Origin of the sequence: Chitinophaga lutea, assembly GCF_003813775.1 — a bacterium.
GTDB lineage: Bacteria > Bacteroidota > Bacteroidia > Chitinophagales > Chitinophagaceae > Chitinophaga > Chitinophaga lutea.
Genome location: NZ_RPDH01000002.1, coordinates 305,374 through 329,412 on the forward strand (window position 1 = coordinate 305,374; position 24,039 = coordinate 329,412).

Sequence of the window (24,039 nt, forward strand, 5' to 3'; positions counted from 1 at the left end):
ATGCAACTTATAACACGAAAAAGCCGGCACGTTCCGGCTTTTTTTGTGCCCTCCGGTGAAGTCGCTATTTTTACAGCATGAGCACGGAAAGAAAAAATCACTGGGAAAAAGTATACGAAACAAAAAGCCCGGCCGAAGTGAGCTGGACGCAGGCAATTCCGCAAACATCCCTCGATTTCATCAACGGGTTCGGCCTCCCCAAATCCGCACACATCATCGACGTCGGCGGCGGCGACAGCACGCTGGCCGATCACCTGCTCAACGAAGGATACGCTCACATCACCGTACTCGACATCTCGGCAAAGGCGCTCGACAAAGCAAAAACAAGGCTGGGAGAGAAGGCGGAGCAGATCCGATGGGTGGTGAGCGATATTACTTCCTTTGAAACTCCCGATACTTACGACATCTGGCACGACAGGGCGGCCTTTCACTTCCTCACCACGCCGGAACAAATCCACCGCTACGTCGCCATCGCGGCCGCAAAAGTGACCGGCTACCTCCTGATCGGCACATTCTCCGAAAACGGCCCCGAAAAATGCAGTGGCCTGCCCGTCCGGCGGTACAGCGAACAGGAACTGGCCGCGGTTTTTGAAAAGAATTTCGATAAGGTGCAGTGTATCACCGAAGATCACACCACGCCGTTCGGCACAAAGCAGCACTTCCTGTTTTGCACTTTCCGGAAGAAATAAACCTTTGCCCCTATATTATATGTACTACATAACATAACTGCCGGTCAGATAGTGTTCAGGCTACCGCCGTACCGACCTTCAGCGGCCGACACGCTAAATCAGCCCCCTTATGCCATATAGCCCCAATACCCGCACACGGTAACTTCCTGACCGTTAATAAAAAAAGTATTTGGATCAATAAAAAAACCGTCGCATATTTGATATGTCCTACATAAGGACTATTAGCCAAAACTCAACATTCCAGTTATGAATAAATCTCTACGTACCTGTACCAGGTTGTGCCTGTTTATCCTCACCGTTCTGCTCTCCGCAGCCGCGTTCGGACAGGCGAGGATCCTCAATGTTTCAGGAAAAGTGACGGACGAACTGGACGCCCCGGTGATCGGCGCCAGCATCCGCATTACGGGCACCCGGTTGGGCACCCTCACGGACAAAGACGGGCATTACACCCTCGCGGTGAGCCCCGCGGACTCGCTCGACTTCTCCTTCATCGGCTACAAAAGCGTGCGCTTCGCGGTGAAAAACCGGGTCGACATCAACGTCAAACTCGAAGCGGCGGCGGGCGGCCTTAATGAAGTGAGCATCGTGGGCTACGGCCAGCAGAAAAAGATCAGCGTGATCGGGGCGCAGTCGACCCTCAACGCGGAAGAACTGAAACTCCCCGTGCGCGACATCGCCAGCATGCTGGGCGGCCGCATCGCGGGCATGATCACCACCTCGCGCGGCGGCGGGCCGGGGCAGGATAACTCGGGTTTCCTCGTGCGCGGCGTGTCCACCTTCGGCACCAGCGTGCGCACACCGCTCATCATCATCGACGGCGTGCCGGACCGGGCGCTCAACGACGTGGATCCGGAAGACATCCAGACCTTCACCGTATTGAAAGACGCGGTATCCACCGCGGTATATGGTACCCGCGGCGCCAACGGCGTGATCATCATCACCACCAAAAAAGGGGTGGCGGGCAAACCTTCCGTAAAGGTGGAACTGAACCAGGGCATGACCCGGTTCGTACAGGTGCCGGAACTGCTCGACGCACCTACCTGGATGACGCTCTACAACGAAGCGCTCACCACCCGCGGGCGGGCGGCGCTGTACACGGACGAACGCATCAACCTGCACAGAACGGGGGCCGACAAGGACCTCTACCCGAACATGAACTGGTACGACGAGATTTTCCGCAAAGCGGGCATGACCCAGCGCGCGAACATCAACATCAGCGGCGGTTCCGATAAAGCGACGTATTACATCTCGGCGGGCTACTACGGGGAAACGGGCCTCGTCAAAAACGACCCGGAACAGACGGGGTACGATTCCAAATCGTACTACCGCCGCTACAACTTCACGGCGAACATCGGCGTGAACGTGACCAATACCACCCGGGTAGACCTCAATATTTCTTCTATCATCGACCGGCGCAACGGCCCCTGGAACGGGGACGGCAGCAATGCCTCCAACAACCTCTTCGCACAGGTGCTGCGCGTGCCGCCGCATATCATCCCTGGCAGGTACTCCAACGGGGCGTATTCGATGTATCCGGGCGGCTTCAGCAGCCCCAACCGCATTGCGTACGACATCGGCGCCGGGAACGATTATTCGGCCACCATCCGCCCGAACCTCCGGCTGAAACAGGATCTCGACATGATCACGAAAGGACTGTCCGTGTCGGGGCTGTTTGCCTTCGACATCTATACGGACGGCACCACGGCCACCTCCAAAAACTCTCCGGCGGAATACGCCACCGGGCGGGACGCGAACGGCAACCTTCTCACGCAGATCACACGAGACGGCAGCGGGACCTTGACCTTCTTCTCGGCCAGAAGCTCCACGCGGCGCATGTATTCTGAAGCCTCGCTGAACTACGGGCGCACTTTCGGGAAACATGAAGTGGGTGGATTGTTTCTTTTTAACCAGTCGGAGTACGTAGACGGGAACGCGGCCACCTTCACTTCGGCCGTGCCATTCCGCAACCGCGGGTTTACGGGCAGGGCCACTTACGGCTACGATAACCGGTATTATCTCGAAGGGAACTTCGGGTACACGGGCTCCGAAAACTTCAGCCCGCGCAACCGTTATGGTTTCTTCCCGTCTGCCGGTGTGGGATACGTGGTATCGAACGAACCATTCTACGCGCCGCTGAAAGAAATCATGCCTTATTTCAAACTCCGCTACAGCTACGGCCTCACGGGCAACGGCGGGTTCAGCACGCGTTTCCTCTACCTCACGCAGCTCTCGAAAACCGCGGCGACGGGTTACCAGTTCGGCGTTCCTTCGTCGTTATCGCCGGCCTACAGCGGGTATGCGGAATCGCAGATCGCCACGGACCCTTCTTGGGAAACATCGTACCGCCACAACCTCGGCATAGAAATGAACTTCTTCAACAACGACCTGAAACTGGTGACGGAACTGTTCCGCGAAATGCGCAAAGGCGTTCTCCGCGCAGACCAGACCATCCCGGGCATCTCGGGTTTCGGCGGGGTGAACCCCACGCGCAACATCGGCGTCGTGCGCAACAAAGGCATCGACGTAACGCTGACCTACCGCAAAACGCTCTCGGAACAGAAATGGGTGAACATCACGGGCACCTTCACCTATAACCGCAACACCAACCTGGAAGACGGGCTGCCCCCGCAGCGCTATCCCTGGATGGAATGGAAAGGAAAAGAAGTGGACGCGAAAACGCTGTACATCGCGGAAGGGCTCTTTAAAGACCAGGCGGAAATCGACAGGCACGCCATTCAGTCGGGCGACACCCGCCCCGGCGACATCAAATACAAAGACCTGAACGAAGACGGCATCATCGACGCCAATGACATCGCCCGCATCGACGTATCCGGCACCCCGAAAATGATGTACGGCGTGAACCTGTCGTTCGGGTACAAAGGTTTCGACATCGGCGCATTCATCCAGGGCACCGGCAAGGTGTACCTGAACTACGGCATCGGCGACGGCACGCGGCCGTTCAATTCCGGCCCCATCAGCGGCGGATTGATGAGCATGGTGGCCGACCGGTGGACGGAAGACAATCCCAACCCGAACGCTTTCTATCCGCGCCTGAGCACCAACCAGGATCCGAACTCGAACTACCTTAACAGCACCTGGTGGCTGAAACCGTCCGACTTCATCCGCCTGAAAAGCGCGGAGATCGGTTATACGCTCAACGCCGCCCTGGTGAAACGGTACGGCATCAAAAACCTGCGGATGTTCATCAACGGCACCAACCTGATCACCATCTCCAGATGGAAGCACTGGGATCCCGAGCTGAACGATACGGGCACCAGCTCCAATAACTACACCCGTGGCGAGTCTTATCCCAACATCAAGGCCTACAATTTCGGCGTAAGGGTCACTTTTTAACAGCACAAGCATCAAACCATGAAACACATCATATCAATTTTGATCATCGCGATACTCCTGTTCACCGGCTGTAAAAAAGGCTTTTTCGACAATGCGCCGAAAGACCTGCAGACCATCGACATGGTGTTCCAGAACAAACTGGAAGCGGAAAACTGGCTGGCCGGCGTTTACAACCGCCTGCCCGACGTATGGGCCGACGGCAACGTAACCGGCAGGGGCCTGGCGGAACTGAGCGACGAACTGGAACTCTCATCGCCCTCCGCCATTGGGGCCGGCAGCCTCAGCAGCCAGAGCGCCATCAACGTGTACACGAACTATTACCAGGCCATCCGCCTCGCCAATATTTTTATGGCCAACATCAATAACAGCAAAACCAACCTGCTGAAGGAACCGAACGGCGCGGAGCTCATCCGCCAGTATACGGGCGAAGCGCGTTTCCTGCGGGCGAACTACTACTGGATGCTGATCAGGCTCTACGGGCCGGTGGTACTGGTAGGCGACCGGGTGGCGGGCGTGGACGATAACTTCCAGCTGCCCCGCAATACCTGGAAGGAATGTATCGACTACATCCTTGCCGAAATGGACTCCGCCAAGGCGCTGGTGCCGGAAAAACACATCGTGCCTTCTTCCGGCGCGGACGACCTGTCGCAAACCGGCCGCATCACCAAACTCATCGTGGACGCCGTGAAAAGCCAGGTGATGCTGTACGACGCCAGCCCGCTGTTTAACGGCAACGCGGATTTTGCCGCCTTCAAAAACACCGACGGCAAGCAGCTCATGAACCTCACCGCCGATCCGTCGAAGTGGGCGAAAGCAGCAGCGGCCGCCAAAGCGACGATCGACTATGCGGAGGCCAGCGGCAAAAAATTATACAGAGTCACCAATACCGATCCCTTCCTGGCCGCGGTGAACTCACTGCGGGGATTGTTCCTGACAGGCTGGAGCGATGAAGGTATCTGGATCAGGACGAATACGGCCTATGCGGTATGGGAGGAAGATGCGGCGCCCCGCGCGGCGAACGGCACCAAAACCAACGCCGTATTGTCGCTGCCGCAGGAGATGGTCGATAAATACCGCATGATCAATGGCAGGAACATCGATGAAAGCGGCAGCAACTACGTGGAAGCGGGGTTCACCAACACCGCGAAAGCCAACTTCTACGTGGCCGGCACGTCCAACATGTACGTGAACCGCGAGCCGCGGTTTTATGTGAACGTGACCTTCAATGGCTCCACCGTTCCCTTCGTGCCTAAAACGGGCGTTACGCGCGTGGAATTCTGGCCGGCGGGCAACTCCGGCAACGCCAACGGCAGCCAGACGATGTTCCCCAAAACGGGGTACCTCGTACGCAAGAACACCAACGTAAGCCGCAACCTCCAGACCAACGCCGGCAACGTGGTGCGCCCGGCGATGTATATCCGCCTGGCGGAACTGTACCTCAACTACGCCGAAGCGCTCAATGAATCCAATCCCGGTCACACGGATGTGCTGACGTATCTCAACGCGGTACGCACCCGCGCAGGCATCCCGGCCGTAGCGCCCGGTCTGGACCAGGCCGCCATGCGCGCGCTCATCCAGCGCGAACGCTGCATCGAGCTGGCTTACGAAGGCCACCGCTTCTATGACATCCGTCGCTGGAAAATCGTCAACCAGCCGGAAGGCCGGCAGGCAGGGGAATTCCACGGCATGAACGTGTTCACGGGCCAGGGGCTCGGCGATGTGGCCTACTACGCCCGCACCAGAACGAGCACCCGCATCTGGTACGACCGTTACAACCTGCTGCCGTTGCCGCAGAGTGAAGTCAATAAAAATTTAAAAATGGTGCAAACCCTCGGATACTAATCATGAAGAAAATTTCCGGATTTGTGTTTTGCTGCCTCCTGCCTGCCGCCCTCGCGGCACAGGAGGCAGTCGTGCGAAAATATAAAGTACCCGTGCTCACGGGTAAATCCATCAACCCCGTTATCCGCATCCGTGTAGATGCGCAGGATGACGGCGACACGCTGCGCCAGGTGGACGTATCGGTAAAGGGGGGAACGCTCGCCAACATCCGCATTTACGCGGCGGGCAGTGAAAGCGCCCTGCTGAAAGCCGGTCACCTGGAAGGCAAAACGCTCTTCGCCGAAGCGCCCGCCCGTGAAAAGACGGTACTGAAAGGCAGCGCCGCGCTGAAACGCGGCGCGAATTATTTCTGGGTAACGGTGGCGCCGTCGCCGCGCATCGCGCTGTCGGCGAAGCTGCACATCAACGCCACCACCGTCCGCACCGCAAAAAAAACGATACCATTACCTGCGGATACCTATGCCCACAGAACTGGTGTGGCGCTGCGCCAGCACTGGCAGGACAGCGTGCACACCTACCGCATTCCCGGCCTGGCCACCGCCAAAAACGGTACGTTGCTCGCGATCTACGACGTGCGCCGCGAAACAGGCCGGGACTTGCAGGGCAATATCGACATCGGCCTGTCGAGAAGTTTCGACAAGGGCAAAACCTGGCAGCCGATGCAGATCGTGCTGGACATGGGCGAGTGGGGCGGCCTGCCGGAGAAATTCAACGGCGTGTCTGACGCCAATGTGCTGGTGGATAAAAACACCGGTACGATCTACATCGCCGGCCTGTGGATGCACGGCGTGATCGACTCCACCGGAAAATGGCTGGAAGGCCTCACCGCCGACAGCACCCACTGGAACCACCAGTGGAAAACAAAAGGCTCACAACCCGGTTTCGGAGAAAAACAGACCTCCCAGTTCCTCATCGTCAAAAGCACCGACCACGGTGCTACATGGAGCAAACCCGTCAACCTCACGCGCATGTGCAAACAGGAAGACTGGTGGCTGTGGGCGCCCGCACCGGGCCAGGGCCTCACCCTCAAAGACGGCACCATCGTATTCCCCGTACAGGGCCGCGATGGCAAAGGCAGGGGCTTCTCCACCATCACCTGGAGCAAAGACGGCGGCAGCACCTGGAAAACCGGCAAACGCGCCGCGCCCGAGTCCACCACCGAAAACATGGCCGTTGAACTGACGGACGGCTCCATCATGCTCAACATGCGCTCCGGCATCAACAGCCGGGACACGGGCAGCACCAACGGCAGGGTGATCGCCGTCACCAAAGACCTCGGGGAAACGTGGAGCGCCCATCCCACCTCCCGCAACGCCTTACCGGAACCAGCCTGCATGGCCAGCATCATCCGGCACGATTACATCCGCAACGGGCAGAAAAAATCGGTATTGCTCTTTTCAAACCCTGATTCCAAAACCGCCAGGAAAAACCAGACGGTGAAAGTGAGTTACGACGATGGCAAAACCTGGGTGGATAGCAAAAAGATATTGCTGGATGAAGAAAAGGGCAGGGGCTACTCCTGCCTGACGAGCATCGACCGCGAAACGATCGGCATTCTGTACGAAGGGAGCCAGGCGGATATGGTGTTCCAGGTGATCGGGCTGGAGGAGTTACTTTAAGTAATGAATCTCTTAAAGTGTTATCTTCGGATATATTATCACAACATGCCTGAGAAAGAAGAAGCAAATCCTTCGGTAAGCTCACCGAAATTTATCATCAGCAATGAAGCAGAGCGCCTTCGAAGAGACATCTATCGTTCGGACATGGAAAAACTACACCTGTTTACGCAAATGCTCCGAACCAATAACCTGCTCAAAAAGGCTAAAATAACGCATAAATAAAGCGCAACTATTTCACTGAAAGCAACCAAAACCCCGCTCCGGATCATCCCGGCGGGATTTTCATTGCATTATTATTTCCCGCGCGTATAACTCATTTCAAAATTATCTTTCCGGGCCAGCACCAAAGTAGAATCGGTGATTTGCCTGATGATAACCGTATCTACATAAGCACCGGTTGTTTTTACGCCTTCCGTATGATTCCACATCAGCAGCGTATCACCCTTTAATTCCCATTTGTCATAAATCAGCGTATGCATGTTCACCGATGCCGCCGTGCCGTCCGCATTCAGCTGGAAACCCTGCATGGCGGTGTCCTGTCCGGAAATGGGCTGTACCCATTTACCCGGCAGTATTTCGCCGGGCGACGGTTTGTTTTCATTGGCAGGAATTGCCTGAGTGGAATCTACAGATTCACTCTTTTTCTCCTGGCCGGTGTTGCAGGCCATTGATGTAAGCGCCAATACGAATGCTGCTGCGATGGATGTTTTTGTTGTCATTGCTCCGGGTTATTTTTTGAGTCAGGTTCCCGCAAAGGTAGAATTTAACAGGGCAGGGCGGTATATCAGTAGTCTCGGGAAGATCATGGATACCTGGTGAGAGATGAGCAACCGGGTGATTTCAAACAGGATACCCATTGAGCATTTAACATATCGATCAAAAAAGAACCGGAATCCGTCAAAATATAGTTGCGCGCCGTATCGAATGAAACCAGAAGCCCGCTCCGGAACATCCGGGCGGGCTTCGTGTATGCATACCGGTAGCCGGTCCCGTTATGGCAGTGTAGTCAGGTTAACGGTTGGCGGCGTGCCGGTGGCCGTTCTCGTGAAAGTGGAGCCATAAGCCGTATTGTTGGCGAAGAACCCGCCGTTCTGCAGGTAGAAGCTGCCGGCGTCGAGCCCGCCCGCGTAATCGCGGCGCTGGTCGTTGGTGCCGGTGGCGTCTGTTGTAAAACGGCCCTGGGTAAGCTCTACCCATGTGCCGCCCGTATTGTAGATCCACTGGTTGTTATAACGCACCTTCCTGCCGAGGTAGCCGCGGGTGTCGATGAAGTTTTCGAGGAAGGAGTGGGCGCTCGTATAGTAGCTCACCGTGTTGGGACGCTTCCAGGTGGCAATGAACCGCCAGGCGCTGGTTTCGGGTGTATAGATCCAGGATGAGTACAACGACGCGCCGGTGCCGTCCGGTTTGATCTGGGTGAGGAATTTGTACGTGGTGCCGGCCTGCCAGGAAAAGAGCAGGTAGCTTTGTCCGCCCGTGCCTTCGCCGCCGAAGGTATTATCCACGACGTTGGGGCCTTTGCGCACGAGCGTGGTTTTGCCCTGCGAGGGATCCCATACGGAAAACAGCACTCTTCTTTCCGTAGCGCTGTTCACCTGTATGCCGAAGTAACCGCCGCTGAAACCGTTGCTCATGAAATAGGAGCCGATCTTGTCTTCTCCAGCGGGTACCGTCATTTCGTTGTAGAACCATTCGGCGGTATTGCCGGAGGGGATGGTGTACCCCATGTGCACGGAGGGGCCGCGGCGGCTCCAGTAATAATTGGCGGCATCGTTGGCGTACACCACGTTGTTGGCGGTGGAGGCGCCGCTGATGATGATGTCCGATACATCCGCAAAGTAACCGCCGGTTTTGCTGATGCCCTGCAGGTCTACCCGCACGTATCCCACCGCGCCGATCGTTACGGAGCCGATGGAGTGCGTGGCATAGGAGCTGCCGGTAATGCTTTTGGTGAATGGCGTACCGTTGACGGTGACGCGGATGTTGCTGGTGCCGGAAGGTACTTTCGCGCGGATGGACACGTTCAGCGTGCCGCTGAGCGCGAGGCGGAACCATACGCTGGTTATGCTGCCGGTTTTGGTCCAGTTGCCGAGGCCGTTACCGGTGATCACTTCCGAGCCGCCGGAAGCGAGGGTGGTGACATAGCCATTTCCGGCCAGCGGCACGGAATAGCTGGAAGCGGGCGGAACAACGGACAATGTATTTTCCAGACGTTCGGAAGCGGGCGCAGCTTCTTTTCCTTTGCTGCAGGAGAAAAGCAGCGCACCTAATGCAATAGTGCAACTACTCAACAGGATTTTGATTTTCATGATTTTGGTGTTTTGTGGGTTTCGAATAAAGAGTAGCCGGGTTACCGGTGGAGCATACAACACGCTTACAGGACAACGCCGCCCGCAAAAAGGGGCTATCGGTAGAGGGGGAATTCTGTGCGGATGGCCACGCTTCGCACGGTTGTTGCTGTCAATAGCATAGGAATCAAATGTTTAGCGCGAGCATAAACCTGGGGCGCCAGAAGGATGGGCAAAACGTTCCAATAGCAGCAAAAGATTCGGTTACCAGCCGGCCCGGCAGCAGGGGCCAGGGTCAAAAAAGCATCTAAAGCCGTCAAAATGTATATTGCCGTTCGGTGGCAAACGCCATACTTTTATTCCGCGTGCCGTCCGGCAACGGGCCCGGGAAGATTTCAACCCGGGCGATGGCCGGGCACATCAAACAAGCGCTTTGGCATTATGAAGAGAAAAATCATCAGGAGAACTTTACCGGTCGTGGCAGCATTGCTCACGGGCACGGCCGTTTTTGCACAACAGGATTTTAAAACGGCATATTTCAAAATCCACGTCAATAAACAGGGCTGGGTCACCAGTATGAAAAACATTACCGTGCAGCCCCACCGGGAATTCAGCCCGGCAGACAAACCGTCGCCGCTGCTGAGCCTGTACAGCAGCCGGACAAAAAAATATTACACACCCGGCCAGGCGAAGTACAACGCGAAAGACCGGACGATGCAGCTGGTGTATCCGAATGGATCAGTGGCGCGGGTATCCGTGGTGCCGCACGAAAAATACCTGAAACTCACGCTGCTGTCCCTGTCGCCTAAAAACGGCATCGACGCGGTGCAATGGGGCGCTTATCATACCAGCATCACCAATCTGCTCGGCGAGATCATCGGGGTGAGCCGCGATACCAGCGAGGCTGTCAATTACGCCATCGGTATGCTGGCCCTTCACGACAACACGCTGGGCGTTACCGCCGACACCGAGGCCGACGCCGCACCGTTCCAGTACATCATTCATACGCCCGACAAAAAACGCTATCCGCTGCCTGCCAACCTTCACGAAGGGCAGGTGTTTACGCTGGGCGGCAACGGCATCAGCGACGTAGCCTTCTACGCACATAAAGAGCCCTATTACCGGATCATGTACGGCAATGCCGCCACGGTAGACCGCCAGGGCCGCATTTCGATCGCCTATTCCTCCAGGGACCGGAGCCAGAAAAGACAGGTGTATTATTCCCTGATCCCCAACATGCCCGCCAACACGCCCAATCACATCGACGTGCAGCCGTTGCCCGGCGTGGACTACATCGGTTCGTCGGTGGCGTTGTGGGGCAGCCCGGACAGCACGGCGCTGCTGGACGTTGTGCAGCACATCGTAAAAGCGGAAGGCCTCCCTTATCCGACCATTAACGGCAAGTGGGTGAAAGACCCCGCGGCATACGTGCCGGATGCCCTCACCGCAGGCGGCCAATACGACAGCATCGTGTCCTATACCGCCCGCATGGGTTTCAAAGCCATCAGCCTGTACGACCAGGGATTCCTGCGGCCCGACCGCGGCAACGGGGGGTATATCGACGGGAAGGATTTTTCCCGCAAACCGATCCGCCTGGCCGCCGGCAACCTTTCACATCAATCATTTGCAGATATCGCAGCCCGTTCCGGCCTCATGATCGGCAGAACCACCATCACCAACGCGCTGGCGCCGGGCACCAAAGACGCCAGCCCCGTGCCTGGAGACAGCCTGTGTTACCAGCAGAAACGCCTGCTGGCGCAGAGCATCGGCGCCGCCGACACCATTATCACCGTAAACGATCCAACCTACCTCGAAGAGATCGGCAGCTGGGAAGGCCACGCCACCTCCCTGAACATGGTCAAGATCGGCAAGGAACTGATACATTACCTGGGTGTGTCGAAGACGGCGCCCTACCGTTTACTGAACGTCAAAAGAGGGTACTGGAAGACGCAGGCGGCCGGACATGCGGCGGGCGACACGGTTTATAAGCTCCAGGTGACCATCAATTACGGATACGACGGGTTGATCCCCAACATGGAATTGCAGGACGAAATCGCCCGCTATTACGCCGACGTCTGCCACATCAACGGCATGGGATACTATGATCTCGACGGGCAGGAATTCCTTTTCAATAACGGCCATGGGTATTATTCCGCCAAACGTTTTTTCCGCCTGATGTTCGAACGGGCGGCCAAGCTGGGCATCCCGGATATCCGTTTTACGGGCGCCACCCTGTCTGAAGGCTCATGGCACTATCAGAGCATCTGGAACGTGGGCGGGGGGAAGAACCTCTACAACCCCGAAACGCGGGAGTGGGGCCATGAAACCAGCCAGGGGAAAGACCTCCGGGATGTGACCTACGCCAATTTCTACCCTGTCGGGATGGGTGGCAACTTCCCCATTCACGCCGGCTCAACGGTGGAGGAGTATGAGCACATCGAGGCCATTTCCGTAGGCCTGGGCACCACCTACAGCCTGCGTCTCGAACAAAAAAGCGTGGAAAGCTGTCCGCAGAAGGAAGCGATCTTTCATGTCATCAAAACCTGGGAAGCGGCCCGGGCGGCCAACGCATTTCCCCGCTGGGTGAAAAAGGCACTCGCGGACCCGGCCAATACATTCCGGCTGGAAGGCATCGATGCCGATCACTGGAACCTGTTTACGATTGGCAAAGACGGCTCACAGAAAAAACTGTTTGCGCGCCTTGAAAGAGCGAAGGGCTATTAACCGGCAGTTTTACATGCGCAGCCTTCACGATATACCGCCGCTTTGAAACAGCGCCGGGGTTTACACAAATCCAGGAATGACGCAAAAAAGGACCGGGTAGCCGGTCCTTTTTTGTGGTTGGTTGCTGTTGTATGGCTCAGCCGGCTTTGGGGGCCAGCATGGAGTCGATCATCAATTCGAGCATCCGCTCATTGTTCCCGTGGATCATGAAGTTGGAATAAATGATGCGCCCGTCCTGGTCGATCAGGTAGTTGGTGGGTGCGCCGGGAGATTTAAGGTTCCCTTTATTTCGCTTCGGATCCTCGGCCAGGGGCGTAAAGGTGTAACCGCTGTTCTTCACGAAGGGGAGCACGTATGCATCCTGTTCCCGTACGATGTTGATGGCCAGGTACACCACGTCTTTCCCTTTGTATTTCTTCAGCACGTTTTCAAAATGCGGGAACTCGCCACGGCAGGGGCCGCAACCGGGGAACCAATAGGTGAGCAGTACCACTTTGCCTTTGTAGTCGGCCAGCGACACGGGTTTCTTCGTAAGGTACGCATCGAGCGTAAAAGGCGTGGCTGCTTCCGCGCGCGCTAATTGCGCTGCCCTGATATCCGCATTAACGGCGGCAGACGTTTTGCCGAGCTTGCTGCCGTATGTCACAAGGGTTTCGTGTACTTTATCGGACGGTGTGCGCTCCTGGAATTTCAGCAGGCTGTCGTATGCCGGCTGGTTGCGGCCGGCGGCTGCTTCCAGTGAAGCTTTCAGCAAAACAAGCTCTTCAGCGGCCCCGGCATCGCGCCGGGGATTGGCGCCCTGCAAAGCCTGCAATGCGTCATCGGGTCGGGCAGCGAGCTGCCTGGCTTTGATCATTCTGGCGGTCAGATCATGCCGGCGCGCCCATTCCGTTTTTTCGTACTCTTCCGTGTCTTTCATGGCGGTCATCCTTTCCGTCACCTGCAGGGCTTTGGCAGGGTCGGACTTTAGCAGGATGTCCCAGTACAAATCCATACCGTACCTGCTCCAGGAATATTTTTCCGGCGGAAATTCATTGGACATCATCTGTGCGTAACGCAATTTTTTGGCGGGATCCTCGAGGCGGAAGGAGAGCCAGTACAATGCCTGCGCGGCGCGCTGGCTTTCGGGAAAACGTTTGATCAGATCGAGGCAAAGGGCTTCATACTTCGCCGGATCGGTATCATCGAACCGCATGGCGTAGTAAAACGCGTAGTCCGCATTGCCGGGCTCGGCTTCGGTTGCCTTGCGCAGGTACTCCGCTGTTTTTTCGAAATCGCCGCGGCGCTCCACATCGTTGGAGAGGGCCGACCAGGCAGCCGCCATTTTAGGATCGAGCTTCAGTGCCTTCAACAGGTACTTCTCGGCCCTGGGGTCTTCGTGGCTGGTCAGCCGTTTGCCGATAGCAAACGGAATGGTGGCGGATGTCGGGTATTTTTTGATCCATTTGTCGTATTGCGCCTGCACTTCCGGGTTGGTGGCGACGGCGGCTTTCATATATGCTTCGTGGGCTTTCAGGTCTTCCGGCTGCTTTTCTACATCGGCGCGTAACTGCGCGATTTCTTCCGGGGACGCGGTGGGCGCTTTTCTTTGTGCGGATGCCGGTTGCCCTGCGGCGGCCAGCATAACGATCATGCTAAGGGTAAGAATGTGTTTTTTCATGACAGGATGATAATGCGTTAAAAAAATGGTTAGTTCCAGAGCGGGTTCTGGTCCAGTGGAGTGCCGGCGGGATAGCGGTTGATCTCCGACAGCGGAACGGGGAAGAGGTACATCTTTTCGGCGAACACGCGCGTTTCGACGTTGATGCGGTTATACACGCGGCCGCCCGGCCCGTCCACGATATCCATACCTGTGATCACGCCGCCCAGCTTCGCAGGCCCTGCTTTCCAGCGGCGGATGTCGAACCAGCGCTGGCCTTCCATGGCCAGTTCCACGAACCGTTCGTTTTGCAGCTTCGCGAAGGTGAAGTCCGCCGCGGCGATATTGGGCATTCCGGCGCGGGTGCGGAGTTTGTTGACGTACATGCGCGCATCTTCCGTGGCGCCCAGGTTCCATTTTGCTTCCGCATAAATGAGGTACACTTCCGCGAGGCGGATAATGGCGCAGTTCTGGAAATTGGCGTTGCCGTTCGTGTTCTTGTGATCGTATTTCGGGTTGAGGAATTTGCGGAGGAAATAATTGGTGGGTGACGAACCGGAACCCGAGGCACGGTTGAACTTGCTGCCTTTTTTCATGTCCACTTTTTCACCCATCCACTGGCAACCGTCGTACATCACCGTGGCATAAAAACGGGGGTCGCGGTTGTCGTACGGTTTGGCCGCGCTGTAGAGGGGCGATTTATCCCAGGCCAGGCCGTCTTTCATTTCGAAGGCGTCCACGAGGTTTTGGGTAGGGCAGGTGATGCCGCTCGCGAAGCCGGTGAAGAACGTCGAGGTTTCGTATGTATCCAGCGAATGCGACTGCCCGCTGATGCCGCTGGCGTATTGTTTGTCGAAGATGATCTCTTTGTTGTTATCGTTCTCGGGATTGAACAGTGTCATAAAATCCGGGAACAGGTCGTACTGTTTGCTGTTGATGACGGCCAGCGCGGCTTCCGCAGCTTCCGCATCACGGCGCTGGTTCAGCAGGAAGCGGCTCTTCAGCGCGAGCGCAGCCCAGGAGGTGGCGCGGCCCAGGTTGGCGGCGTTGTAGGAAAGCGGCAGCAGTTTGGCGGCCTCGTCGAAGTCCGTCAGGATGAACTTCACGCAGTCTTCTTCTTTGGCGCGCGGCACGGTGGTTTCATCGTCGAGCGTCATCACTTTGCTGATGATGGGGAAGCGCCCGAAACGGTCGTACAGCTGCATATATGCCAGCGCGCGCAGCAGGCGGGCTTCACCCGTCATGCGTTGCTTCAGGCCTTCGGAAATAGCCGCGCCGGGCAGCCTTTCCAGCAGCATATTGCACTTGCGCGCCTGCTGGTAACAGGTGGTCCAGTACTCGGAATAGATATTGTTCGAAGGATTGTATTGCCCAAGGTTTACCTGCTGGGACGTGTGGAATGTACGGGCGGATTCGGCTTCATCCGTGAGGCAGGCCATGAGGAAACTGCCGCCTTCATCGTAGGTGGTGAGCATACCGGCGTAAATGTTGCCCAGGTACAGGTTGATCAGGGTGCTGTCTTTCCAGACGTTCTGCTCACTGTATTTGTCGAGCGGGCCACGGTCCAGTATATTATCGGAGCAGGAGGCGCCGAAAACAGACAGGAAGCAGATGAGTATAAAGTATCGTTTCATGTTGAGAGCAGTTTAGGATCAGAAATTGACGGTGGCGCCGGCATTATAATACCGCATCAGCGGGTAAGCGCCCTGGGCGGAAATTTCCGGATCGGTGAGTTTGTATGACGAGAAAGTCAGCAGGTTGAGGCCGCTTACGTACACGCGCACACGAGAAAGGCCGATGGGCCGGAGCCATGTTTGCGGCAGGTTGTAGGCCAGTTCCAGGTTCTTCAGGCGCAGGTACGAAGTATTGCGGAGCCAGAAGGTGGAGTTCTGCGAGTTGTTCTGGTTGTTGATCCAGAGCCTGGGGAAAGACGCGCCTTTGTTCTCCGGCGTCCAGCGGTCGAGGTGCTGTTGGGCCGGTACGCCGTCGCCCGAGAAGGGGAAGGCGATAGTGCCGGAAAAGTGCGTCTCGCGGTCGGCCACGCCCTGCCAGAGCAGGTTCAGCTCGATGCCTTTCCAGTACACGCCCATATCCGCACCGAAGAGGATGTTCGGATAGGCGCCCTTGCTGATGAGGCTGCGGTCCGCGGCCGTGATCTTGTTATCGCCGTCGATGTCCGCATACCGGATATCGCCGGGTTTTACGTTCGGATAGAGCGGGGTGGGACCGGCCTTGATCTCTTCTTCCGTCTGGTAAATACCCTGTGCCGTATACCCCGTTACGGAGCCGAAGCTCACGCTGCGGCCTTCGACCCGCTGCCATGCCGGCACGGAAGTGGCCTGCGCGTATTTCAGCACTTTATTACGCAGGAAGGTGGCATTGGGCCGTACCCGCCAGGAGAGGGCGCCGCGCCGGTCGTTATACCCCAGCTGAAGCTCAACGCCGCGGCTTTCCACTTCGGCCGCGTTCTGCGGCGGCAGGGAAATGCCAAGGGTAGAGGCAATGATCTGCGTGGGAGGGATCAGAATGTCGTATGTATGTTTGACGAAATAATCCGTTTCGAGCGTAAACCGGTTGTCGAGGAAAGCCGCGTCCAGCCCGATGTTACCGATGCGCGTCTTTTCCCAGGTGAAGTCCGGGTTGGGCAGGATGGTTTCGTTCAGCCCCGGGCTGTACTGGGGCGACGCACCGCCGAAGGAATACCCGCCGGTGCCCTGCGAGAGGTTGTAGGTAGAGAGGAACTGGTACGGGAACACGGCGTCGTTACCCGCCAGGCCGTAAGAGCCGCGCAGTTTCAGCGAAGGCACCACACCCAGGGCGGGTTTGAAAAACGGTTCTTCGGATATTCTCCAGCCGGCAGACACGGAAGGGAAAAATCCGTACTGGTGGCCCGGCGGGAAGATGTTGGAACCATCGTACCGGAAATTGAACTCGAATAAATATTTCTCCGAGAAGTTGTATGTCAGCCTGCCCACATAACCGATCCTGCCGCGCTGCCCGGCCGTGCCGGCGTTGGTGGCCTGCGTGGGATCGCCGAGGTTCAGCTGGTCGAGCGCCGGTGAGGAGAAATTGCTGCGTGCCGCGATGAGGCTGTCGGCCGCTTCGCTGGTATGGTTGAAGAGCAGCAGGCCGGACACGTGATGTTTCCCGAAATACCGGTTGTATTGCAGGGACAATTCACTGATCACCGTCTGGTACTGGTAGTAGGTTTCCCGCAGTTCCGCTTTTGCAGGGAACGTATTGGCAGGAAAATAGTTGCCGGCCGCATCACGGGTATAGGCCGCATAAGGCGTCAGCCATCTTTTTGCGAACGTATGCTGCTTGTCGTACGCCAGCGTTCCCTTCGCCGAAAGCCCCTCTACGAAAGGAATATTGTATTGCAGCGACAGGCTGCCCGTAAACAGGTTGAAAGAAGTGGTGCGGGTGCCGTTATCGCCGCGGGACATCAGGTACATGTTGCCCCTGGCGGAAGGAATGTAATTGTACAGGCCGTTGGAAAAGCGGTTGGGATAGATGCGCGGGCTCTGCATGGCGAATTTCACCACGTAGTCGGCGTCGAACGCGCCCATGTCCCTCGCTTTGGAGACCATGCCCGCCGTGTTCAGGTTAAAGACCAGGTTTTTACCGATGCGCGATTCGAGGTTCAGGCGCATGTTGTAGCGCCTGAAGTTAACGAGGTCGAAAAGCCCGCCTTCATAGGCATAGCCTGCGCCGGCGTAATACCTGGTTTTTTCCGAGCCGCCTGAAACGGAGAGGTTGTGCTGTGTCTGCAACGCCTGTTTGTTCAGGATCTCGTCGTACCAGTCGGTATCGGCGAGCTGATCGGGGTCGGATTTATCGCGCAGCTTTTGCAGGTCGGCGTCGTTGTACCCTCTGCCGGCGGCGGGGTTGAAGGTGCCTTCATTTTTATGCGCTTCGTTGAGCAGCAGGGCATAGTTATAGGAATCGAGAATGTGGTATTGCCGCGTGGGCTTCTGCATCACCACGCCGGAGTTCAGCGTAATGGCCGGCTGGCCGCGGTTTCCTTTTTTGGTGGTGACGAGGATGACGCCGTTGGCTGCGCGCGCTCCATATACGGAACTGGCGGAAGCGTCTTTCAGCACGGAGACATTGTCGATCTCGCTGGGGTCGAGCATATCCAGGTTGCGGCCGGGAATACCGTCTATCACGATCAGCGGCGCGGCGCTGTTGAGCGGCGGGCCGCTGTTGAAGGTGCTGAAACCGCGGATGTACAGGTCGGAGCCACGGCCGGGGCCGCCGGCGTTTTTCACGGCAATGAGGCCGGGTACGCGGCCGGCGAGAGCGTCGGAGGCTTTAACGACCGGGGAGCGCTGGATCTCTTTGGCGTCGACCGTGCCGATGGCGCCGGTCACCGTCCGTTTGCGCTGCTCGCCGTAGCCCACTACCACCACTTCCTTCAGCTCCGCATTTTCTTCCATGAGCACGATGTGCAGCGGGCCTCTGCCGGGCACGGCTTCTTTCTGCACGTAACCCAGGAGCGAAAAAACCAGCACATCGCCCGGGTTGTAATCGAGGGAAAAGGCGCCGTCCTTGTCGGTGACCGTGCCGGCTGTTTTACCTTTGATGCGCACGGTCACGCTGGGCAGCAGTTCTCCGGTGGAGCCCCGTACCGTACCCGTCACTTTCTTTTCCTGCACCGGGCCTTCTTCGCGGCTGAAGATCACGATGCTGTTGTTCATTTCCCGGAAGGAGAGCGGCGTGGACGCGAGGAGCGCAGACAGTATCTGCCCCAGCGGCTGCCGGTGGAACGACTGCACGGAGACCGTAAACTGTTTCAGTTCCGCCGGGTTGTAGGCGAACTCAACGCCCGACAGTAATCTGAGCCGGCGCATGCACGACTCGAGGGATTCGTTCCGGAAGGATGCGGTGACCCTTTCCTTTTCAAGCAACTGGCCCCGGGAACTGGCCGAAGCCAGCATGGCCGTAACGAATAGCACAGATGCCAACATCAATACCCGCATAAACTTGACGATTAAGATTAATGGCGGTTTTTTCATAAATTTGACCGTTAGGGTTTTTGTTGTTTAACAATAAAATACCAGCCGGTACGCCGTCTCCAAGTTTACCAGACCAAGGCAGCGTAACCGGAATAACATTCCGGTGCCCGTTTTCGCGGGCACTTTTTTATTTCATATCAACAATATGCGTGTGTGGATTCTGCGGCGGCTTCATCAGCCGCGCTCATGTCTCTAATTCATTGTGCCGCAACCGGCGCCATCGATACTTACCCCCTCATTCGTGATTGTATATTCGAAATGGTTGATCAGTTTCAGTTTGTCGAGCACCTCCGTCAAAGGCCGCCCCGTGTCGATGCTGATCGTATTGCGGCAATCCCGGAGGTGGGCGCCGGCAAAACGGATGTGCACGTTATACACGTTTTCCAGCAGTTGCGCCAGTTCGCCCATCGACACATCGTCGAGGTCGAGATGCTGGGCTTCCCAGCCTGTCCGGGCGGGCGCCGTGTTCAGCTTTTCCGCCGGCAGCAGCGGGGCGGCTTTTACTTCAGGTATGGTGGCCTGTGCGCTGATGGCCACCGTTTCGCGGGGCAGGAGCGTGACGGACTTTTTATCGGGCGCCGTTACTTTCACCTTGCCGCTGACCACGGCCACTTCTACGGTCGCTCCCAGGCTCACGCGGAAGGCGGTGCCGAGCACCAGCGTCCGGGTGCCGTTGGCGTCGACGGTAAAGGGACGGGCATCATCACGCGCCACATCGAAGAAAGCTTCTCCCGATTCCAGTTCCACCCGTCTTCCACCGGCGAAGTTCGCTTCGTAATGCACGCTGGAACCTGCGCTCAGCCACATGCGCGACCCATCCGGCAGCGATACCTGGTGGATCTTGCCGGCCGCGGCCGTAAGTCGTACAACGGATTCACGACCTGGATAGAACAGTGCCGCGGTCACCAGCATCGCTACTGCAGCCGCAGCGGCCCACCATATGCGGCGTACCTTGCCTGACGGCCGGACTGTTTCCGCCGGTTGCGTGCGTCCGGCAATCCTTTCCCATAGCGCGTCTCCTCCCGAAGTTTCTCCCGCAGGCGCTTTCAGGCGCAGCGATTCGTACCACTGCTCCACGATGGCCTTTTCCTCGGGGGAGCATTCCCCTTCGGCATACTTCTGCAACAACTGCGCTATGTGATCGAATTTTTTCACAACGGCTTTATTATAATGACAGTTCAAAACGCCGGGTGTACCAGACGAGCGTAAAAAAAATAAGAAAAAGATGATATAGCGGGCGGTAGCCGCTGCCGGCCTGTATTTCCGGGGTCGGAAAGCCGCCTTAAAGGGAGTTGGGGAGCGATTGCCCTTTGTAATAGGCATCGATTTTTGTCTTCAGCCGTTTCAGGGCGTTGGAGATCTGGTTACGCACGGTCTGTTCCGAAATGGAGAGCTGGGATGCGATCAGCGGGGCGGAGAGGCCCTCTTCGCGGCTTTTGAGGTACACCACGCGCATTTTCTCCGGCATGAGATCGAGCGCATCGTTGACCTGCGCCGAGAGTTCTTTCAATGCCAGGGCCATTTGCCCGTTATCGGCGGCCTGCGGCAATGCATCGGCATGCTGACGGGCATGTTCGAGGCGGGTCAGCGCCGAATGGTAATAATTGATGATCCGGTTGCGAAGGGCGATGTGCAGATAAGCAGGAACGGTGCCCGTGATGTGAAGCGAGTGGCGTTTTTCCCAGAGGTGGATGAACAGTTCCTGGAGGATATCTTCCGCGTCGGCCACGGAACCGGTTTTCAAACAAGCCTGCTGCAGCAGCGGGCCGCGATGCCTGTTATACAACTCCCGGAAAGCGCTGTGGTCATTCCCCCTGATCAAACCGATCAGATCAATATCTGAAAGTCTATCCACCCGATTTTGATTGATTGCACCGTAAACTTACAAAGAATTTGTGATCGCTTCCCGGGATTTTTTAGCCGGGCGGAAGGACTGCAACCGGCCATACCGCCTGTGCCGGCAAAACGGTTTTTACCGTTATCCCCGCGCCAGTAAAACGATCCCCGCCAGAATGACCACTGCGGCGATCAGGCGTTTCATGCTGTCTTTTTCCTTCAGCAGGTTCACCCCGAAAAACACGCCGAACACGATGCTCAGTTCGCGCACGGGCGCAACGTAGCTGACGGGCGTGGTTTTCATGGCGATGAGTACCAGCAGGTACGATAGCGGCTGCAGCACGGCCACGCCGAGCACCTGCTTCCAGTGGAGTTTTATTTCGGTGCGGATGACCTGCATCTTGTCCATCACCACCGGAATGAGCAGCAACAGCGGCAGCACCATCGACGCAAAGGCGATCACGATGGCGGATACACCGTATTCCGCCACCGCGGCTTTGTCCCACAGGGTATACGCGGCAATGAACAACCCCGTCAGCAAGCCGAAATACACCCCGGTGCGCACGGACTTGCCTTCCTTGTTCACATGGAACCCCGCCAGGAAACAAACACCGGCAATGATGAGCAGGAAACCGGTGATGCCCCAAATACCCAGCCGCTCCCCGAAGAGCAGCACGGCTCCGGTAACGGCAAACAGCGGCCCGGCGCCACGCGCCACGGGATACACCACAGACAGGTCGCCTTTCCGGTAACCCGCCTGCAACGCCACGAAATAAAAAACGTGCAGCAGCCCGCTGCCCAGCGCCATGGTGAGTGTTTGCTGGTTGAGCTGCAAGGGCAGGCGGAACAGTTCGTACATGAGGAAAGGCAGAAAAATGACGGCGGAAAACAGCGACACCAGCCAGAAAAAGATCAGCCCGCCCCTGACCTGTTTGGTGAGCAGGTTCCAGAGGGCGTGGAGAACGGCCGCCGTGATAACGAGTAGCAGGGAAGAGGTACTCATATGGATGAAGATAAGGAATATGGGGGAGTGACGCCGCATCGGAATTCAGGTGAAACCATAAAAAAACCTCCGGACTATCAGTCCGGAGGTTTGCTATGATGCGTTGATGTCAAAAGCCCCGTCTCAGCATTTGCCCGTACGCATCCGGCAGGATGCTGTCTTCAACCGCTTTGGCGGCCTTTTCCACGTCGTACGCAAAACGGATGAACTCCACCTTTACGGATTCCCGGTGATGAATGGAACTGTTTTCGTCGATGTGCAGCATTACATACCCTCCGCGCGGGTCGCCGTCTTTCGGTTTGCCTACGGAGCCGATGTTAATGGCGTGGCGGCATTTGGGCGCTTCGCCGGGCTCCGTGCAAAGGATGCGGTGATACGGTTTATGGGTATGCCCGAAACACAGGATGTCCGCGTCCGCATCCGTCATAATGCGCAGCATGCTTTTTTCCTCGCGGTCCTCGAAGAGGTATTCGTTGTTCTTACGCGGACTGCCGTGCACCAGCAGGAGGTTCAGCTTGTCGTTGTTCAGCTGGAACTCCACGCGGATATGCGCCGGAAGCGTCCGCAGGTATTGCCTTTCATCGTCCTGCACTACGGAATTGGTATATGAGATGGAAATTTTTCCCATCTCCTTTTCTTCATCCGTTTTGTAGGCACAGCCGCATTCGTCGCTGCGGCGGCCGATGCCGAAGTCGTAATTGCCTGCGATGGTGGGAATGCCCCGCCGGCGGATTTCCCGGATGACCTCGTTGGGCCAGATGTTATATCCCACCAGGTCGCCAAGGCAATAAATAACGTCCGGTTTGCGGGCATCCACATCTTTAAAAAATGCTTCCAGTGCCGGGAGATTGGCGTGAATGTCTGAAAAGAGGGCGATTTTCATAAAAGGTTGCAAGAGTTTTTGAATGTTATACAGATTGTGCCGTTGGTGCCGCTTCGTTGCCATACCAGCGCCTTCGCAGCCAGAACGCCACATTGACCAGGGCGATCAATGCCGGCACTTCCACCAGTGGCCCTATGACGCCGGCAAATGCCTGCCCGCTGTTGATGCCGAACACACCGATGGCGACGGCTATGGCCAGTTCAAAGTTATTGCCCGCGGCCGTGAAGGCAATGGACGCGTTTTTGGAATAATCGGCGCCCAGTGCTTTACCCAATGCGAAACTCACCAGGAACATGATCGCAAAGTATATGGCCAGCGGCACCGCTATCCGTACCACATCCATGGGGATCTGTACGATCAGTTCGCCTTTGAGGCTGAACATCACCACGATGGTGAACAGCAGCGCGATCAGCGTGATGGGAGAGATGACTGGAATGAACTTTTCACGGAACCATTGCTCGCCTTTCAATTTGATGAGCGCCAACCTGCTGATGACACCTGCGGCGAAGGGAATGCCTAAATAGATGGCCACGCTTTCCGCGATCTGGCCGATGGTGACGTTCACCTCCAGCCCCTTCATTCCGAACACCGGCGGCAGCACCGTGATGAAAAACCAGGCGTATACACTGTACAGCAGCACCTGGAACACGCTGTTGAGGGCCACAAGGCCGGCGGCGTATTCGCGGTTGCCTTCCGCCAGTTCGTTCCACACGATCACCATGGCGATACAACGGGCCAGGCCGATCAGTATCAGGCCAATCATGTACTCCGGGTAGCCGTGCAGAAAAAGAACTGCCAGCCCGAACATCAGTACGGGACCGATCACCCAGTTGAGCAGCAGTGATACACCCAGTATCTTCGTGTTGCTGAACACTTCACCCATCTTCCCGTAATTCACCTTCGCCAGCGGCGGGTACATCATCAGGATGAGACCGGCGGCCAGGGGAATATTGGTGGTACCGGAAGAAAAGGTGTTGATGAACGTTGCGGTGGAGGGGATAAAATATCCCAGCCCGACGCCCACCGCCATCGCGAGGAATATCCAGAGCGTCAGGTAACGGTCGAGGAAGCTGAGTTGTTTTCTGCCGGCAACCGGAGCACATTGATTTGCAGTCATACTGTTTTATTTCTTTTTAATTCCTTG

General features: G+C 56.9%; 16 protein-coding genes. 6 read left to right on the plus strand and 10 right to left on the minus strand.

Annotated elements, in window-relative coordinates:
- The first annotated feature begins 77 nt into the window (after positions 1–77).
- The 5 genes from EGT74_RS13505 to EGT74_RS26930 all read left to right on the plus strand — a co-directional run bounded on the left by EGT74_RS13505 (position 78) and on the right by EGT74_RS26930 (position 7,726).
- On the plus strand, positions 78–689 hold the full coding sequence (locus tag EGT74_RS13505) for a class I SAM-dependent methyltransferase (protein WP_123847118.1): 612 nt from the start codon (positions 78–80) through the stop codon (positions 687–689).
- A 246-nt stretch (positions 690–935) separates the two neighbouring features.
- On the plus strand, positions 936–4,043 hold the full coding sequence (locus EGT74_RS13510) for a SusC/RagA family TonB-linked outer membrane protein (RefSeq protein WP_123847119.1): 3,108 nt from the start codon (positions 936–938) through the stop codon (positions 4,041–4,043).
- Between the two features lie 18 nt (positions 4,044–4,061).
- On the plus strand, positions 4,062–5,885 hold the full coding sequence (locus EGT74_RS13515) for a RagB/SusD family nutrient uptake outer membrane protein (protein ID WP_123847120.1): 1,824 nt from the start codon (positions 4,062–4,064) through the stop codon (positions 5,883–5,885).
- 2 nt (positions 5,886–5,887) lie between these two features.
- The gene (locus EGT74_RS13520) at positions 5,888–7,504 is read left to right on the plus strand and encodes a sialidase family protein (RefSeq protein ID WP_123847121.1); all 1,617 of its coding nucleotides are present in this window, start codon (positions 5,888–5,890) and stop codon (positions 7,502–7,504) included.
- 45 nt (positions 7,505–7,549) lie between these two features.
- Positions 7,550–7,726: a hypothetical protein gene (locus EGT74_RS26930; RefSeq protein WP_158618137.1), complete on the plus strand. Its 177-nt coding sequence runs from the start codon at positions 7,550–7,552 to the stop codon at positions 7,724–7,726.
- Between the two features lie 71 nt (positions 7,727–7,797).
- On the opposite strand, the gene EGT74_RS13525 is transcribed toward EGT74_RS26930, so the two are convergent.
- Together EGT74_RS13525 and EGT74_RS13530 are read right to left on the minus strand one after the other, a co-directional pair.
- On the minus strand, positions 7,798–8,223 hold the full coding sequence (locus EGT74_RS13525) for a lipocalin-like domain-containing protein (protein WP_123847122.1): 426 nt from the start codon (positions 8,221–8,223) through the stop codon (positions 7,798–7,800).
- 273 nt (positions 8,224–8,496) lie between these two features.
- On the minus strand, positions 8,497–9,813 hold the full coding sequence (locus tag EGT74_RS13530) for a DUF3472 domain-containing protein (RefSeq protein WP_123847123.1): 1,317 nt from the start codon (positions 9,811–9,813) through the stop codon (positions 8,497–8,499).
- A 420-nt stretch (positions 9,814–10,233) separates the two neighbouring features.
- Here EGT74_RS13530 and EGT74_RS13535 point away from each other — a divergent pair, with 420 nt between their 5' ends.
- Positions 10,234–12,516, plus strand: a complete 2,283-nt coding sequence (locus tag EGT74_RS13535) for a hypothetical protein (protein ID WP_123847124.1) — start codon at positions 10,234–10,236, stop codon at positions 12,514–12,516.
- 136 nt (positions 12,517–12,652) lie between these two features.
- On the opposite strand, the gene EGT74_RS13540 is transcribed toward EGT74_RS13535, so the two are convergent.
- The 8 genes from EGT74_RS13540 to arsB form a co-directional block, all read right to left on the minus strand.
- A complete protein-coding gene (locus EGT74_RS13540) occupies positions 12,653–14,176 on the minus strand; it encodes a redoxin family protein (protein WP_123847125.1) in 1,524 nt (507 codons plus the stop codon).
- Between the two features lie 29 nt (positions 14,177–14,205).
- Complete coding sequence (locus EGT74_RS13545; RefSeq protein ID WP_123847126.1) at positions 14,206–15,789, minus strand: RagB/SusD family nutrient uptake outer membrane protein; 1,584 nt, start codon at positions 15,787–15,789, stop codon at positions 14,206–14,208.
- Between the two features lie 18 nt (positions 15,790–15,807).
- On the minus strand, positions 15,808–19,125 hold the full coding sequence (locus EGT74_RS13550) for a SusC/RagA family TonB-linked outer membrane protein (protein WP_158618138.1): 3,318 nt from the start codon (positions 19,123–19,125) through the stop codon (positions 15,808–15,810).
- A 240-nt stretch (positions 19,126–19,365) separates the two neighbouring features.
- Complete coding sequence (locus EGT74_RS13555; RefSeq protein WP_158618139.1) at positions 19,366–20,328, minus strand: FecR family protein; 963 nt, start codon at positions 20,326–20,328, stop codon at positions 19,366–19,368.
- 127 nt (positions 20,329–20,455) lie between these two features.
- Positions 20,456–21,028 carry an RNA polymerase sigma-70 factor gene (locus EGT74_RS13560; protein WP_158618140.1) on the minus strand — a complete coding sequence of 191 codons (573 nt, stop codon included), beginning with the start codon at positions 21,026–21,028 and terminating at the stop codon, positions 20,456–20,458.
- A 123-nt stretch (positions 21,029–21,151) separates the two neighbouring features.
- Positions 21,152–22,012, minus strand: a complete 861-nt coding sequence (locus EGT74_RS13565; RefSeq protein ID WP_158618141.1) for a DMT family transporter — start codon at positions 22,010–22,012, stop codon at positions 21,152–21,154.
- Positions 22,013–22,121: 109 nt separating this feature from the next.
- Positions 22,122–22,895, minus strand: a complete 774-nt coding sequence (locus EGT74_RS13570; protein ID WP_123847131.1) for a metallophosphoesterase family protein — start codon at positions 22,893–22,895, stop codon at positions 22,122–22,124.
- 25 nt (positions 22,896–22,920) lie between these two features.
- Entirely contained in the window at positions 22,921–24,012 is a 1,092-nt protein-coding gene (gene arsB / locus EGT74_RS13575) for an ACR3 family arsenite efflux transporter (protein ID WP_123847132.1), read from the minus strand.
- Between the last annotated feature and the right edge of the window lie 27 nt (positions 24,013–24,039).